This window comes from Bifidobacterium sp. LH_743 (assembly GCF_056355775.1).
Window position 1 is genome coordinate 1 of sequence record NZ_JBKESZ010000016.1, and the last position, 16557, is coordinate 16557.

The 16557-nt window shown below is 59.1% G+C and carries 13 protein-coding genes and 1 rRNA gene; 6 read left to right on the forward strand and 8 right to left on the reverse strand.

The window, feature by feature from the left end; genetic code table 11:
• Window positions 1-307: 307 nt before the first annotated feature.
• The 6 genes from AC1ATL_RS10540 to AC1ATL_RS10565 all read left to right on the forward strand — a co-directional run bounded on the left by AC1ATL_RS10540 (window position 308) and on the right by AC1ATL_RS10565 (window position 6240).
• Complete coding sequence (locus tag AC1ATL_RS10540) at window positions 308-1642, forward strand: aspartate aminotransferase family protein (protein ID WP_476570189.1); 1335 nt, start codon at window positions 308-310, stop codon at window positions 1640-1642.
• 34 nt (window positions 1643-1676) lie between these two features.
• Complete coding sequence (ucpA, locus tag AC1ATL_RS10545; RefSeq protein ID WP_476570190.1) at window positions 1677-2468, forward strand: SDR family oxidoreductase UcpA; 792 nt, start codon at window positions 1677-1679, stop codon at window positions 2466-2468.
• A gap of 10 nt (window positions 2469-2478) precedes the next feature.
• Window positions 2479-3477: a phosphotransferase enzyme family protein gene (locus AC1ATL_RS10550; RefSeq protein ID WP_476570191.1), complete on the forward strand. Its 999-nt coding sequence runs from the start codon at window positions 2479-2481 to the stop codon at window positions 3475-3477.
• Between the two features lie 80 nt (window positions 3478-3557).
• Window positions 3558-5003 (forward strand): APC family permease, encoded by a 1446-nt coding sequence (locus tag AC1ATL_RS10555; protein ID WP_476570192.1) that lies wholly within the window; start codon window positions 3558-3560, stop codon window positions 5001-5003.
• A gap of 102 nt (window positions 5004-5105) precedes the next feature.
• Complete coding sequence (locus AC1ATL_RS10560; RefSeq protein WP_476570193.1) at window positions 5106-5447, forward strand: P-II family nitrogen regulator; 342 nt, start codon at window positions 5106-5108, stop codon at window positions 5445-5447.
• 7 nt (window positions 5448-5454) lie between these two features.
• Window positions 5455-6240, forward strand: coding sequence for a GntR family transcriptional regulator (locus AC1ATL_RS10565; RefSeq protein WP_476570194.1), 786 nt, complete (start codon window positions 5455-5457; stop codon window positions 6238-6240).
• Between the two features lie 79 nt (window positions 6241-6319).
• Here AC1ATL_RS10565 and AC1ATL_RS10570 read toward each other — a convergent pair whose 3' ends face one another.
• The 8 genes from AC1ATL_RS10570 to rrf all read right to left on the reverse strand — a co-directional run bounded on the left by AC1ATL_RS10570 (window position 6320) and on the right by rrf (window position 16549).
• Window positions 6320-6793 (reverse strand): sortase, encoded by a 474-nt coding sequence (locus AC1ATL_RS10570; protein ID WP_476570195.1) that lies wholly within the window; start codon window positions 6791-6793, stop codon window positions 6320-6322.
• A 300-nt stretch (window positions 6794-7093) separates the two neighbouring features.
• A complete protein-coding gene (locus AC1ATL_RS10575) occupies window positions 7094-7678 on the reverse strand; it encodes a hypothetical protein (protein WP_476570196.1) in 585 nt (194 codons plus the stop codon).
• 20 nt (window positions 7679-7698) lie between these two features.
• On the reverse strand, window positions 7699-10140 hold the full coding sequence (locus AC1ATL_RS10580) for a glycoside hydrolase family 2 TIM barrel-domain containing protein (RefSeq protein WP_476570197.1): 2442 nt from the start codon (window positions 10138-10140) through the stop codon (window positions 7699-7701).
• Window positions 10141-10279: 139 nt separating this feature from the next.
• On the reverse strand, window positions 10280-10732 hold the full coding sequence (locus tag AC1ATL_RS10585) for a hypothetical protein (protein WP_432624417.1): 453 nt from the start codon (window positions 10730-10732) through the stop codon (window positions 10280-10282).
• Between the two features lie 11 nt (window positions 10733-10743).
• The gene (locus AC1ATL_RS10590; RefSeq protein WP_432624418.1) at window positions 10744-13887 is read right to left on the reverse strand and encodes a glycoside hydrolase family 3 C-terminal domain-containing protein; all 3144 of its coding nucleotides are present in this window, start codon (window positions 13885-13887) and stop codon (window positions 10744-10746) included.
• A gap of 73 nt (window positions 13888-13960) precedes the next feature.
• Window positions 13961-15319 carry a GHKL domain-containing protein gene (locus AC1ATL_RS10595; RefSeq protein WP_476570199.1) on the reverse strand — a complete coding sequence of 453 codons (1359 nt, stop codon included), beginning with the start codon at window positions 15317-15319 and terminating at the stop codon, window positions 13961-13963.
• Window positions 15320-15383: 64 nt separating this feature from the next.
• On the reverse strand, window positions 15384-16100 hold the full coding sequence (locus AC1ATL_RS10600; RefSeq protein ID WP_476570200.1) for a LytR/AlgR family response regulator transcription factor: 717 nt from the start codon (window positions 16098-16100) through the stop codon (window positions 15384-15386).
• Window positions 16101-16432: 332 nt separating this feature from the next.
• Window positions 16433-16549, reverse strand: a 5S ribosomal RNA gene (gene rrf, locus AC1ATL_RS10605).
• Between the last annotated feature and the right edge of the window lie 8 nt (window positions 16550-16557).

A 16557-nucleotide genomic window follows, 5' to 3' on the forward strand; every position in this document is an offset into this window, starting at 1 on the left:
CCTCGCGCCGGAACCCGTCGTCGTAGTGTTTCCTTCGATCCTCGCGCATACGAAAGAACCGCACCTCCGATCATTGAATCTGAATTTCTTCAGTCCAACAATCGGGGTGCGGTTCATTTTGGGTCATGCCCCTCATTCATCTGCGACGGTCTCAAAACAAACAGACATACCACGTATCGAATCCGACTGGTTTGGTCTGTTTTTTGGTTTGAAATACTTTAACGCAATTTTTTCGTCATCATTCGGTAATAATCCGATTTTATTCCTAATCGCATCACATGGGAAACATGAAGCGAAAGAAGGAATCATGGCTGAGAAAACAACGATTCTTGACATGAACAGATTCGATGATTCCAATCTTGACGGACTTGACGAGAACAAGCGCGAACTGGTTCGGCGTCGCCGCATCCTGGGCAAGGGATACCGCCTGTTCTACAAGGATCCGGTCGAGATCGTCCGTGGCGAGGGCAGCCACGTTTTCGACGAGAAAGGCAACGACTATCTGGATGCCTACAACAATGTGGTATCCGTCGGCCATTGCCATCCGCACGTGGTCGAGGCGATCGCCAAGCAGGTCGCCACGCTGAACACGCACACCCGCTATCTTCATGAGACCATCCTTGACTATTCCGAGGCGCTCATCGCGAAAATGCCGAAGGAAATCGACCGCATCACCTACCAGTGCACCGGTTCCGAGGCGAACGACCTGGCAATCCGCATCGCCCGCAACTACACCGGTGGCCGTGGCATCATCGTCACGAACGAGGCCTACCACGGCAATACGGATCTGGTCTCCTCCTTCTCCCCATCCATCGGCAAGGGGCAGGCGCTGTCCCTTGAGGCCGGCATCCTTCCCACGCCGGACACCCACGCGATCGGCGAGGACGAGATCGGCGACTATATGGTCAAGGCGCTGAAGACGGAAATCGCCCGCATGAAGCGCCACGGCATCAAGTTCGCGGCGTTGCTGGTCGATTCGATCTTCTCGTCCGACGGCATCTTCCCAGGCAAACCGGGCTGGCTGGCAAAGGTGGCCGACGCCGTCCATGAGGAGGGAGGCCTGTACATCGCCGACGAAGTGCAGCCCGGATTCTGCCGCACCGGCGAGGCGTTCTGGGGATTCGCCCGCCATGGCATCGTTCCGGACATCGTGACCATGGGCAAGCCGATGGCCAACGGCATCGCCTGCTCGGCGACCGCGGTCCGTCATGAGATCCTCGACGCGTTCAACGACAAGATCCCTTACTTCAACACGTTCGCCGGCAACCCCGTCGCGATGGCCGCGGCCAAAGCCACTCTGGAGGTCATGGACTGCGAGGACATCATGGGCAACGCCCGTCGTGTGGGAACGCTGTTCAAAAGCGAGCTGCAGAGACTCGCCAAGGACCATCCCTCCATCGCAGACGTGCGCGGCGCGGGCCTATACATCGGCGTCGAATTCGACGATCCGGAAACAGGCGACCCTCTCAGCATCGAAGTGCTGAGCCTCATCGAACAGATGCGCCAGCATCGCGTCCTCACCTCGAACTGCGGCTCGTACGGCAACATCATGAAGATCCGCCCGCCGCTGGTGTTCAGCGAATCCGACGTGGACCGTTACATGGCGGCCCTGGAGGAATCCCTCACGGCACTCGGTCTATAAGCGGCAAGATCTCACACAGCGCAAGGAGAAAACAATGGGAAAGCTTGAAGGCAAGGTCGCGGTTGTGACCGGCGCGTCCAAAGGCATCGGTTCCGGAATAGCCAAGGTATTCGCGCAGCAGGGCGCGAAGGTGGTGCTCGCGGCACGCGGCGAGCATGTGCTTGAATATGCCAAGGAACTGCGCGAAGCCGGCTACGAGGCGATCGGCGTCCGCTGTGACGTCAGCGACTACGGCAGTTGCAAGGCTCTGGCGCAGGCGGCGATCGACAAGTACGGCCGGATCGACGTGCTCGACTGCAATGCGGGCATCTGCGTGCTAGGAGACTTCCTCACCGAGGACGATTCCTGGCGGGACAGCCATATCGATGTCAACATCAAAGGCGTATGGAACGCCTGCAAGGCGGTCATCCCGTCCATCATCGAGGCCGGGGGCGGCGCGGTCGTCATCACTTCGTCGGTGACCGGCGACATGGTGGCCGACCCTGGCGAGGCCGCGTATGCGACCACGAAAGCGGCGCTGGTCGGCCTGACCAAAGCCCTCGCCCGCGAATTCGCGGACAAGAACGTACGTGTGAACTGCATCTGCCCCGATTACATCCGCACACCGCTGGTCGAGGGAATGGCCCGCCAGTCCGATCCGGACAATCCGGAACGGGCCATCCAGGCAATCGCCTCCGCCGTCCCTCTGGGACGCCTCGGAACCCCCGAGGAGTGCGGCGAGCTGTGCGCATTCCTCGCGAGCGACGAGGCAAGCTACCTGACCGGCACCCAGATGGTCATCGACGGCGGCTCGACCCTGCCGGAAACCACATCGATGGGACAGTGAGGGAGACACCATGTCGGTTTTCGAGAACACCGGTCTCTTCAACGACGTCGCCACCGAAGCGCTCCGCAGATACCCATTCGGAGCGGACGATGAGGCACGGCTCCTCCAACTGTCGGAGAACGCGACCTACCTGGTCGTGAACCCCAAGACCGGCAGTAAGGATGGCGTGCTGCGCGTAGGACGCCCCGGATACCACACATTGGAGGAATACCAAAGCGAGATGGCCTGGCTGCGCCAGATCAACGACTACACGCCACTGCTCGTAGCCAACCCGTTGGAGGCCACGGACGGGTCCAACATCCAAATCGTCAAAGGCTCCGACGGCAAGGACTACTACTGCGTGATCTGCGAGTTCCTCGAAGGTTCCTCACCGGACGAAAACGACGAGAAAAACGCCGTCCGCCAGTACGAGGCGCTCGGCGAGACCACCGCGTATCTGCACCGCCAGACCGAAATCTGGAACGGTACCAAACGGCTCAAGCGTTGCACATGGACATACGACACCATCATCGGCGACCACGCGATCTGGGGCCCTTGGCGGGCAATGCCCGACTTGACCCCCGAGATTGAACACGACCTGGACCATTGCTCGCACGTCATCAGGAAACGGCTCGAACGATACGGACGCAACGACCAGAATTTCGGCCTCATCCACGCCGACCTGCGCGTCTCCAACCTCCTGGTGGAAGGAGACCAGATCAAGGTCATCGATTTCGACGACTGCGGATTCGGATGGCACCTGCACGATCTGGCCAGCGCATTGTCCTTCATCGAGACCAAGCCGATCGTCCCCGATCTGGTGAACGCGTGGCTCGACGGCTACCGCAAGGTGCTGCCATTCACCGACACGGATTTCATGGAAATCGACACCTTCATCATGATGCGGCGCATGCAGCTCATGGCATGGATCGCCAGCCACCTCGACTCCGATCCGGTCAAGGAACTGTCCGTCGGATTCACCGAAGGGACCATGGAGCTCGCCGACCGTTACCTCCGATTGTTCGGATGACCGGAAAGGAGACCCGCACGAGACAGAAAGCAACAGCCATCGATTAGAAAACGAATTCGTTCACAAGAGAGGAAAATACCATGACCAGCCAAACAATTCCGAGAACATCGACCGCACCCACGGCAAAATCCACAGGCGGACTGAAAAGATCGCTCCGACTCCTGTACGTCTACACGCTGGCGACGGGCGCCATCTTCACCTTCATGTGCTACTGGGACGGCATCTTCCTGTCGTATTGCGGTCCCGCGACCTTCCTCGGATTCATCCTCATGACAGCGATGATCCTTCCGATCGGCTTCGTATACGCCGAACTGTCCACAATGCTGCCGAGCACCGGATCATGCCTTGTGTTCAACACGGTCGGCCTCAACAAGCATGCCGGCTTCTGGTCCGCATGGCTCATCATGTGCGCATGGCTCGCGGTCCCCGCCGCAGGCGTGCTTGGCATACTCGATTGGCTGAACTACCAGTTCCTCGGCAACTCGCTCTCCGGCACCAAAGCCACCATCGTGGGAGCCGTCTGTCTGTGCATCTGGTGCGGAATCAGCCTGTGCAAGAACGTGGTCGCCGGACGTGTGCAGACCATCATGCTGTTCACCGCCATCGGCGGCATCGTATTGACCTCCCTCCTGCTGTTCTTCTCCGGCCATTGGAACATCGCCAACTTCACCAATTTCTTTGCGAACGCCAAAGCGGGCGATTACGGAACCGGCATCGGCTGGATCATCGGCTGCGCGTTCCTCATCACCCCGTACTTCGGTTTCGAGACCGTGCCCGCGATGGTTGAGGAGGGCACCTTCCCGATCAAGAGCCAAAGCAAGGCCATTCTCGGCTCCGTACTGACTTGCGGAGCGATCTACGCCATCTTCTACTTCGCCGTCGCCGGCTGCATGGACTGGTCTTCCTATTCGTTCGACGGTTCCGCTTTCATCACTTTCGACGTGCTACGCCAGACTTTCGGCGGCGCGGGCTTCATGAGCTGGTTCGTGGTGCTGCTCGGCATCTTCGGCGTGCTCTTCCCGATCGGAACCTCGGTGCTCGGATTCTGGTACTCCGCGGTCCGTATGCTGTTCGCCATGGGACGCCAGAACTTCCTTCCCAAAGCGTTCTCCAAGTGCAACCGCTACGGCCAGCCCATCCTGCCGAACATCCTGATTTTGGCCATCTCCGTGGCGTTCCTTGCCATGAAATCCATCACCGCGTTCTTCGACCTGATGGCCTTCGCATGCGCGATCTGCTATGCGCTGTCCAGCATCTCGTCCATCCGCCTCGCGCTCAAGCACCCCGAATGGGACCGCCCGTACGTCACTCCGGGTGGCATGGCCATGAAGATCGCGTCGCTCGTCATCTCCATCGTCGTGGCGTTCTTCTGCACCATCGGCATCGGCACCCAGACCTGGCTCGGCTTCGCCGGATATATGGCCGTCGGTCTGGTCCTCTGGGGATGCATGCTCGTCAAATGGCACGGCAAAGGCGAGAACTCCACCGTGTGGATGAAGACGCCCGAAGGCATCCTCGAATACTAGCTCTTACTTGTCCTGATTCACATCAAGGGGAGGCGTCTGACAAGGCGTCTCCCCCAACCCATCTCCCGTCCCATCACGTCGGGAACCTTCCCAAGGAGCATCATGAAGGAAATCGAATTCATCATCAATTCCGAAAAGCTCGAAGCCCTCAAACACGTACTCGACCAGTGCAGCAGCTGCGGCATAACCGTCGACTTCGTTATGGGCTACGGACACCAGCGCGGACTCAAGCAGGTATACACCCGTGACGAGAAGCGAGGAGTCAACTTGCTGCCGAAAATCAGCGTGCGCACCGTCGTGCCGGACGACCAAGTCGACACGATCATCGACGCGGTCGTGGACAGACTCGCCACCTCCAGTTTCGGCGACGGCAAGATCTTCGTACGCAACGTGGAACATGCCGTCCGCATCCGTACCAACGAAAGGGACTCCGAAGCGCTATAACTGTCCTATGGGCACGACAGCGAATCCAATACCCGGCCCGGCGGTGCGCCGGGCCATCTGCGACATCCGCCTCCTTGCGGAACAGAAGGAGCTTTCCGTCGGGGACAGACTACCTTCGGAACGCGCTCTCGCCGAAACCCTGTTCGTCTCACGCGCCACCATCCGCGCCGCGTTGGACCTTATGCGCTCCCAAGGCGAGATCGAGACCTTCCCCGGACGTGGAGGCACGGTCATCACCAAGGACATAGCCTCCCGTGCGCAGGTCTCCCGAATCGACATAGTCACGAAATCAGCGGATCTGATAGACAGGCCAAGCGGCTCCGCCTCGGGCTTGCCCATCATGCTCGCCTCGCAAGGACTGGAATGCGAGACGACCGTGCTCCAAGCCGATATACGCGAATGCCCGGAAAACATCTGTCTGGGATTCGGCCTTCCCGCAGGAAGCCAGTTGATACGCATCGAACGCATCCGCACAATCGACGGCGAACCCATCTCATATGAACGGACCTACATCAACCAAAGGGATTATCCATCATTCCTGGAACTGGATCTGACCGGTTCCATCTACCAGCTTCTGCGCACGGTCTGCAGCGCCGACATCCATACCGTCGAGGAATCCATCGAGGTGGTGCCCGGTATGGGCCGTTGCATCCGGCACCTGCGGTTGCAGGCCGGAGCCCCGTTGCTACGCGTGTTCTCCAGGGCGCTTGACCCCTCGGGACATCCGGTGGTGCTGTCGCAGGACACCTATCCGGCCAACAAAGTACGGCTCACGACATCGAAAACGCTTTAAAGTCCTATTCCCAAAAACAAACCGAAAGATGTTTCCGGAGCGCTCATCGCAGTATTTAAATATATTTATTTAGAGTATTTCAATAAATATATTTAAATACTCTCCTGCCGACGGTCCGCCGATCCTGCGGCCAAACGGCGGCATGCCTCATGCGATGCCACCAGCCGGTACGCCGACGCCATGGCACGACGATCAGCAGACCTACACCAAGCAACCCGCCAACCAACCATCTCGTAGCGGTCTCCACGTCGAAAAGCCTGTCCGGATTCGGAGCGGGGACAGGCATGCTCACGCGGTGTCCGGACATGAGCAGGCGATGCGTGTTGACGCCGTATGGATTGCACATCATCAAGGTCACGCGGTCTTCACCCTTGATGATGCGCAATCGCGAGGAATCGTCCGGATCGATGACAGTGATGCGGTCCACTTTGTACGCCTTGGTGACGCCCATGACCTCGATATAGGAGAAATCCCCTCGACGCATCTCGTTGAACCTGATGAACATCTCCACCTTGACGAGGCCGCGATGTCTGCGACCACCAACCAACGCCATGCCCCATCCCCTTGAAGAAGAACATCCCGCATTATCTCTTTTTCAAAAGAGGATAAGCGATGTGGGGGGTGGCATATCACTATATGAAACGCTGTTTCATCTGTTTCAGAATTTGTTTCATTTCTGTTTCATTAGCCGTAGGGTTTCGCACAAGGACGCTTGGGTACCCAAATGACACCAGAGGTACCCAAATGACACCATATCCGGCATCCGGTACCTAAATGACACTACGCATCACCGCCCATTCGGTCAGGAAGCATGGTCCGGAAACACACGACGCGCCTCGGCAGAGCAGTGGATCTATTTCACTTCACCTTCGGGAAAGATGATCTTGTAAATCGGGAAATAAATCACCATCTGCACGCCGCCGTTGATCACGGTGATGAGGATGTTGTACACCGCAGCCGGGAAGAATCGCTTGCACAATGGCACATACAATCCCATCAGGAAGCTGCATGCGATGGTGATGAGCACGAACGCCACCACATACCAAGCGATCTGGAACCACACGTTGCCATGCGATTTGAAGGTGATGTTGCGTTGCATCGGGAAGTTCACGCATTGCGCCACGAACAACGTGATGGCGAACGCGGCGAAGTATCCCATGCCGCCGGTGGCATCCCCGGTGACCGGATAGTCGAACACGTACGTGTCCACCGGGCCGATCGCCAAATGGATCAGCTGGCATGGAATGTCGCACCAGTTGGTATGCGCATGGATCAGTTCCGGCAGGAATGTGAGCATCACGTATTGCAGCACGGTGACGAACAGCGAGAACGCGTAGAACATCACGAACTGCGCGATCAGCTTGTGCTTGACTGCGAATCGGCCCCACCATACGCCGATCGGGCTGGCAGCGGTCTTTCCGGATGGCTGGTCGACCATATCTTCCTCTTTTCTTCCAATCACGCGTTCGCTGGAATCGCGATTCGCGTGGACAGTCTTCCATCGGTCACGTGCAGCACGGTCTCGCCGCCGGAGCGTCCGGGACGCCGTACCACCGCGAGGGCCTCGCCGTAGTACGTGTCGGTCTTCCCGGACAGGAAGCCGATCTTGTTGTATGGCGCGGCGCAGCCGAAACCGAGCAGATCGTCCTTCCCGGCCCCGCTGATGGCCGCCGTGAGTATTCCGCGCTCCAATGGCTTGGTCGTTCCGCCGCCGTCGGTGTACCGCACCCGCACGAAGGCAAGCTCCCTGCCCAGATACTCGATTCCGGCGTCGAGCCGGGTGTCCTCGCCGGCGCTGACGAGCCGGTTGCGGCCGATCTCCCGTCCGTCGCTGTCGTACGACACGGCTTCCAGCACGCCCGGCTCGTACTCGCACGAGAAGCGTGCGATGCAATCGTCCCGCAACGCGCGCCGGCCGATTTCACGGCCGTTGAGCAGCAGCGACACCTCGGCCGCGCGCGCGTAGACCTCCACCTCGGCCTTCCGGCCCTCGCACCCATTCCAACTCCAGGAGTCGATGGCGTCGCTCATCTTCCATGCGCTGGGCGAATGCCTGTCCCCCGTATGGTTCACCGGACGCACCGCGAGGAACGGGCCGGTGGATTGCTCCAGCGCCACGCGCGTGTAGTACGCCTCGCCGAGCGGATGGCCGGTCAGGTCGACGCGTCCGGAGCCGGCGGTCAGCCAACCGTATTCGACGCGCGGCGGAGCGTAGTCCTCGTACTCCCATGCGCCGACCCCGGTCTCGCCGAGGTAGTCCATGCCGGCCCATACGAAGTCGCCGATCAGGCGCGGCTCTCGTTTGGCGAGTTCACGGAACCGGTAGGCATCGCTGCAGAAGGTCTCCGAACCGAGGATGAGACGTCGTGGGTATTTCTTCAGATCATGCTCGTACCGCTTGATGCCGTAGTTGTATCCGGCCACGTCCATCGCCGCGAACGCGTCGCGGGTCACCCAGTCGCAGAACGGCAGGGCCGCTCCGGTCTTCATGAAATCGGCGCCGAGGAGTCCGGCCATGTTGTTGAAGAATTCGCTTCCGACGGCCTTGTGCCGATCCGCGGCCTGTCCGGAGGCCCGCAGTTTCTCGGCCTTCTCGGCCTCCTTGGCGGCCTTCTTGTCGGAGTACTGGCCGAATCCGATCGAGGACAGGAAGTTGAAGAAGATGTTCACGCCGCAGGTGACCGGACGCGTGCCGTCGAGCGCGTGCAGGTGTTCGGTCATCTCCCGGGTCAGGGCGATGCCCCGCTTCTGCGCGGTCTCCGACACCTCGTTGCCGGTGGAGTACAGCACCACGCTCGGATGGTTGCGGTCCTTGGCGACCATGTCCTCCAGGTCGCGCCTCCACCATTCGTCGAAATGGTCGACGTAGTCGTGCTGCGTCTTGTGGATGTACCAGTGGTCGATGTATTCGTCCATCACCAGCACGCCCAGACGGTCACACGCGTCGAGCATGGCCTTGGAGCAGGGGTTGTGCGCGGAACGGATGGCGTTGTATCCGTTGGACTTCATCAGCCGGATCTTGCGTTCCTCCGCGTCCGCGTACGCGCACGCGCCGAGCACGCCGTTGTCGTGGTGGACGCAGGCGCCCTGGAGGATCACGCGCGAGCCGTTGATGAGCAGGCCACTGTCCGACCATTCCAACGTCCGGATGCCGAACGTGATCGACGCGGCGTCGCTTTCCGTGGCACCGTCCGCGGTGAAGCGCGCGGTCATGCGGTACAGGTCGGGATGCTCCGGGGACCACAGGCGCGCGTTCTCGACGTCGATCTCGAACGTGTTGCCACCTGCCACGCACGCTTCGACCATGTCGACGCCCGCTTCGGGAATCATGATCTCGACGTCGCCGACGGCGTTCGTCTCGACGTCGACGGCGATCCGCGCGCGGCCGGCCGCCGCGTCGGCGCTGATGGTGCGCGCGGCGAGGCCGTTGACCGTGATGTGGCCGGACGGCGCTGTCCACAGCACGACGGGCCTGTAGATGCCGGCACCCGAATACCATCGCGAGTTGGGCTGGTCGGCATTGCGGGCCACCACGCGGATCTCGTTGGATTCACCGACACGCACGCAATCGGTCAGGTCGACATAGAAATTCGTGTATCCGTACGGGCGGAAGGCGCGTTTCTCCCCGTTCACCCATACTTCGGCGTCATGGTAGACGCCTTCGAACTCGAGCAGCATGCGATGCCCAGCGAGCTCCCTGCCGGGGGTGAACCGTCTGACGTATTCGTAGTCGCGTCCCTCGAACCAGCCGGAATTGAGCCCGCTCGCGGCGAGTGGGCTGCGTGGCTCCGACAGCATCGCGTCATGCGGGATGGAGACCGGAATCCACTGCTCCCCGGTCTCACCGGACCGCGCAAGATGACGGTACGCCCAACCGTCGTTGAAATTGGTTGACTGCATGTTGTCTCCTCTTCAAAGCCTGTATGAGGTGCCGACCCCGTGATTGCAAGAATCGGCGGAAATCAGCGGGAAGGAAGGGTGAACGAACGTTTCATATCGTCCGTCCACCCTTCTCTCGTTGGTTATGGAATCTGCCGAATCATTCGGTTTCAGCCATGATCACGGCGTAGTGCCGGTCCTTGGCCGTGAACGACTCGACCACTAGGGCGATGATGGCCACGAGGTAGCAGCCGACGCCGATGAGCGCCACGTTGAGGGAAGTCTGCTCCGACGCCGGGTAATTGACCGGGATGAAGTAGATGTCCGCCGCGAGACGCACACGAGCGAGGACGAATTGCGCGAACGACGCGAGCAGCATCACTTCCGAGATGATCAGCAGCACGTCAGCCAGCACCGCCGGCAGACGGTTCCGTGCAGCGGTACGGAACACGAGGGCGATGACGGCCACCACGCTCAACGCAATGAGCGGCACGCTCATCCCTTGCCCGGCCATGTATCCGGTTGCGGAGTTGACTATGTAGATCACCAGTCCGACGAACGTGGCCGCCATGGCTACGATTTCGGCGACATGGGTCTTAATCGATGTTGCCATGATATGTCCTTTCACTTCGAAGCCGCCACTGGTCCATTGGCCATGCTGTGGACGGAACGGATACGGACGACCGTGTAGCCGGCCAAACCAGCCAAGGTCAGCAGGCCGGACGCTCCGATCGCGGCAATATATGCCGCACGCCACCAAGTCATCACGTTGACGGTGTGAGTACTGGAGTTCACGCCGTTCATCGCGTTGGAGTTGGCAATCGCCCACAGGGCCTGATGCATGTCCTGTTTGATGGCCAGGAGCATGTCGCGGTCCTTGCTCAAAGTGTCGGCATCCCAGTACTTCACGCCTTGATTGCCGAAGCCGCAGAACGCATTGGTGCCAGCAAGGACGGACTCCTTCGGTGCGGCATGCGGGGAGATGGAGGTGAAGTCAGTGACGTTGTATCCGTGGAAGCCCCATTCGTTGCGGAGGATGTTGACCATCACCGCGGCGTTCGCGCTGGAGGCGACGGCGCCGATGCGGTTGTAGGAGGTCATCAGTCCGAGTGCGCCCTGCTTGTAGGAATCCTTCTTGGAGGAGTCGGACGCAAAGGACGCCGGCTTGCCTTTGGCTTCGAATGCCTGCTGGAAATCACGCAGTTCCATCTCGCGGGCCTTCTGCTCGTTCATGAAGGTGGCCACACCGGAACGGTTGATCTCCTGGTCATTGAACGCGAGGTGCTTCACATTGACGAGCGTGCCCTTGGATTGTGCTCCCTGAACCACCGCGGAGCCGATGTATCCGGACAGGATCGGGTCCTCGGAATAGTACTCCACGCTACGGGAGTTGTAGGCATGGCGATGAAGGTTCATCGCCGGTCCAATCATGATTGGCAGGTTGAACACCAGGCTGCTTTCGCCGAGAATCACCTCGCCATTGCGGTAGGCGAGATCCTTGTTCCAGCTGTACGCCAGATTGACCGGCGAGGGGGCCACGCGCGCGCTTTTGTTGGCGTACTTCTTATCCTTGGCGTCCTTGAATGGCTTGCCTTGGTACTGTCCCTCGTTCAGATAATGCGAGTCGGAGCCTCCTGGCCCGTCGTCGGTGGTCATCTGCTGAAGGCCGATGGAATCGATCGACCCGATGGCATGGAAGGCGGTCTCCGCGAAGGACATGAACTCCTTGACGGAGATCTTCGATGTCAGTTCATCCCAACGTTCGTCATCGAAGGATGCGCCCTTCATGTCGTTGATGGTCAGACTGCTGGACTTGTCTCCCGTTTTGATATCGGAAACGTCGTCGTCGGTTTTCAGATTGATGAAATCGTTGTTCAGCAGCTTGGACACCTTCTTGTCGGCCGTGATACCCGAATAGGTCTTCGGGAAGCTGCCGTTCCAATCGGAACGAGTCATGTAGGTGACCGCACCCTTATCGAAGGCGTTGTAGTCGGTGGCGTAGATGCCATTCGTAAGCTGGTTGGTGATCTTCGTGCCGTTGTCCGAAGTGGAGAAGGTATCGGCGTCCACACCGCCCTTCCATGTCCACTTATAGGTCTTGGTCTTGTCACCGGCCGCTGTCATGCCGTCGGATTCGCCGTATCCTTGCGCGGCGAGTACGTTGTTCAGCGCGTCATGGGCGTCGGTTCCGATGGAGAGATAGTAGTCCCCTGGATCCACGATGTAGGTCTTGGCCTTGTTGGCATCGTAGCTTGCAAGGTTGGCCAGATCCACGTTCATGGTGATGGTCTGGGATTCGCCCGGCTTCAGGGATTCGGTCTTCTCGAAGTCCATGAGCTGAATCGCGGACTTCTCCACGCCGTTCTTCTTGTCGTAGTCGGTGTAAGGCACGGACGCGTACAGCTGGACGACGGACTTGCCGGCCACGTCACCGGTGTTCTTGACGGTGACGGTCGCAACGGCGGTCTTCTTGTCTCCCTTGACTTCGACGGAATCGAGTTTCTGCTCGAATGTGGTGTAGCTCAGACCATAGCCGAACGGATATACCACTTCGTTGGCGTAATTCCATTTGCCGTCCACGGTCGCAGCCGTCCCATCGGCGGCCGTGTACGTTCCGGCGGACGCCTGTTCGCCGCCGTTACCCATCACCATGTCGGCGTAGCGGGTCTCGTAATACCTGTAGCCGGTGTAAATGCCCTCAGCCTCCATCAGATACGAGTTGACGGCGGCATCCTCGGAGAAGTCGGAGGCGTTGGTCCAAGCCACGTTGCCGTAGTTCTTCATGGCGGGAGCGACAGCGCTGTTCTTGGCCATCACGTCGCCAAGGTGCGCGGATGGAGAGACCGTGCCGTTGAGCACGTCCGCCACTCCGTAGAAGCCGTATGCACCCGGATATCCGATCCACATGATCGCATCGATGCCGGGATCGTCCTGCAAATTGGCGATTTCCATCGGATTGACGGAATTGACCAGCACGATGACTTTGTTGAAGTTGGCTTTCGCCTCATTGACCAAGGCCATCTCCTCGTCACTCAGAGAAAGGATGTTTCCGGTCACAGTGTTCACGCCGTTGGCCAGACCTTCCTTGCCTGGACGGTACCCGTCGCCGTTCTCGCCTCCCGGCCTTCCGACCACCACGATTGCGGCATCGTTGTATTCCTTGTACTGGGACTTGTAGTCCGGGTTAAGTTTGGCCAACTCGTCAAGGCTCAGTTCGCAGGGGTCATTGTATTTGGTGATGTCCTCGTATTCGGGAACGACTCCTCCACCGAATTTCGGAGTGGTCCATTTCTTGCCCTTGAAATAGTTCTGGTACGCCTTGAGCATCGAGGGATTGATCTGGAAGCCCTCGTCTTCGAACGCCTTGGTGATCTGTACCGTCGAATTGCCGTCCGTGACGGATCCACCGGAGCTGCCGTACACCGGGGCGAAGCTACGCACACCGAACATGGTGATCTTCGCGGTCTTGGAAATCGGCAGAGCTCCATCGCTGTTCTTCAGCAGCGCATAGGTCTCCGGAGATTCGTCCATCGCAGTCTTCTTGAAGCCTTCGTAAGCTTCCTTCGCTGTCTTGAACTCCGATTTGTAGGTCCAGCTGTCGTTCTTGTCGGCGGACTGGTCGGTCACTGTCTTCTGGCTTCTCGTGCCGACGAACGCGTCCAGTGACGTGCGGTATGTCTCCATGATCATGCCCGCCATGATGGCGATTGTGAGGAGCATCGCACCCACGGCGGTCAATCCCCGCCATAAGCCCGTACGCTTATGCATCTCATCCTCCTTGAATCTCTGGATCCTCCTCTATGAGGATTCCTGATACCAGACTGCCGGAGGAGACCGTCTCTCATAAGCGCCGCTTCGTGAACGGTAGACGAAACGTCGTGAACGACATCTTCGCAACGTCACGGCAACGGCAGAATCCCGTCAGCCGGAAGATCCCGTCGCGCGCGGAAATCGACATGTAACCGTGGTATTTCTGGGCGATCATCCTGATTGAACGGGTACCGAAACCGTGGTACCGCGCATCTTCCTTTGTGGTCATCGGCAGGCCGTCCGCGAAGTCCAGTGTTCCCGAGAACGGGTTCTCCACACGGATCATGGCCATTCCCTTGTTCCGCCGGATGCGCACGGAAACGTACCTTTCGGCATCCCGCGGCAACGCGGACACCGCCTCCAGCGCGTTGTCGAGCGCATTACCGACGAGCGAGTAAATATCGGCCGGGTTCATGAAGTCGAGGATTCCTCCATCGATCATCCTGTCGAACTGGATGCCGCGTTGCTCGCATTGCATCGACTTGTTGGCCAGTAGCACATCCAACGTCTCATTGCCCGTGCGGACGGAGGAATCGTAGACGTCCACGAGTCTGTGCAGCTCGTCCGCCTGTTCCTGCGATATCGACGGCCCGAGTTGGGAAATCTGTTTCTTCAGGTCATGCGTTTTCACGTTGATCAGGTCGATGGTCTCCTTCGTGTTCTCCATCTGCCTTTTCTGCTGGTACAACAGCTGACGTAGAACTTCGCCTTCCGCGTGCGCGCGCTGTCTGGAAACCAGTTCGATGGCCAACTCCAGCATGAAGACGCAGGTGACGAAGTCGAAAAGACTGAACACTGTGTATACGTCAGCGGAGGCCGCTCCGACCGGCGTGGCGACGGCATTGAACATGTTGGTGAACACGCTGACGCATAGCACCATACCAAGCAGCATCGCGAACACGGACCGTCCACCGACCATGGATATGTCCCTACGGGCCATGGGCCGCCCGAACACAAGATAGGCCAATATATAGAGAGGGATCTGCGCAAGCGAGTAGGCATACGTGTCAATCCATGCAGCGCTGTCCCAGATTTGGTGCAAGCTCACCGACAGCAGCCTCGCGCCGCGGTAGACAAGGTGCTGCGTGGCACCGGCCATGACGAAGTAGAACAACGCCTGCCGTATGTTGACGGTCCAGCATTGCAATATCCACAGGATGACCAATGCGAAGGCGATGACGTTCTGCACAGTGATCGTCAGGAAATATTGGGGGATATAGGCGTTCCACAGCATCGACTCGACAAGCATGACCGCGATTCCCGTCAGGAACCTCCACCAGAACATGTCGCGACGCTCGAGCCACCAAGTGAACAACAACGTGGACACGGTCAATTCGACGACCATTCCATTCGTAGTGAAGAAACCCAAGAGCATATCAATCGTCCTCATCGCCCTGTTCCTCCCTTCTTGCGCTGTGGATTTATACGTCTTCGAAGTCTTCCCCTCCGGACCGCTATAGGATGGCGTCGTTCCCCATGCTGTCTGCGAGAGCGACCATGAAGGATTTCTTGTATGCACGTCCAAGGGCGATTTGGCTGCCATCCGCCAAAACCAGACCGTTGCCTTTGACGGCTTCCACATGCCGACTATTCACGACGAAAGCCTTGCTGCAACGGAGGAATCCGTGCGATCCAAGTTTGTCCACGATGTCCTGCAATGTTCCCGTGCCGGTCAGGATCCCGTGTTCGGTATGGTAGAGCAGGGCATGGTTCCTGACCTCGATGTATTCGATCTCACGTAGCAGCACGCGCCTGGTGCCGGAACGCTGCACGATCATCACCGCCGCGGAATCCTCATTCCTCAAAGCCACGGCTCTATCGAGTTTACGTTCAAAATCGGCGTAGGAGAACGGCTTGATGATGTAGTCGAGCGCGTCCACCTCGTAGCCTTTCGCGGCGAACTGCGCCATATTCGTCACGAATATCAACGTCACCTGCCCATCCAGTTGACGTAATCTATGTGCGGCGGACATGCCGTCCATGTTCGGCATCTCGATGTCCATGAAGACGATGTCCCATACCGGACGGTATCCCTCGAGGAATCTTGTCGGCTCAGCGAAGACAGTCGTCTCGAAACGGGTGTTGGGGTGGTCCGACTCGAATCTTCCGAGACAGGCTCTCAGACGTTCCGCCGCCTGCCCCTCGTCTTCGATGATGGCCACTGTTAGCATCCCTTTGCTCCTTCGCCGTTCTGACCGTTCCATATTAGATGGTTTCCGGAACGACGGCCACCTCCCAGGAGACCATGCTCCGCCGCCGATGGCGTGCCGGAAAAAATCCATCGGCATCGATCGGCCGGAGGACACAGGAATCCGGTGGTTCCCCAAGGCCATGCGCTCCACGGGATCCCGGGATGATGAACGAGACCCGGAAATAAAAGGGCCTCCCGTGAGCCCCCGCGGGGGATCCGGCCGGAAGACCCGGAAGAAGAAGCAAAAAACCAAGAAAAACACGAATCCCCCGGGAGCCATACAGGCTCGACCGGGGGACCCAAACAAGTGGAATGCGGCGGCGTGCTACTCTCCCACACCCTCTCGAGTGCAGTACCATCGCCGCGCCTGGCCTTAGCTACCGGGTTCGGAATGGGACCGGGCGTCTCACCAGGGCTATGACCACCGCAAAACCATG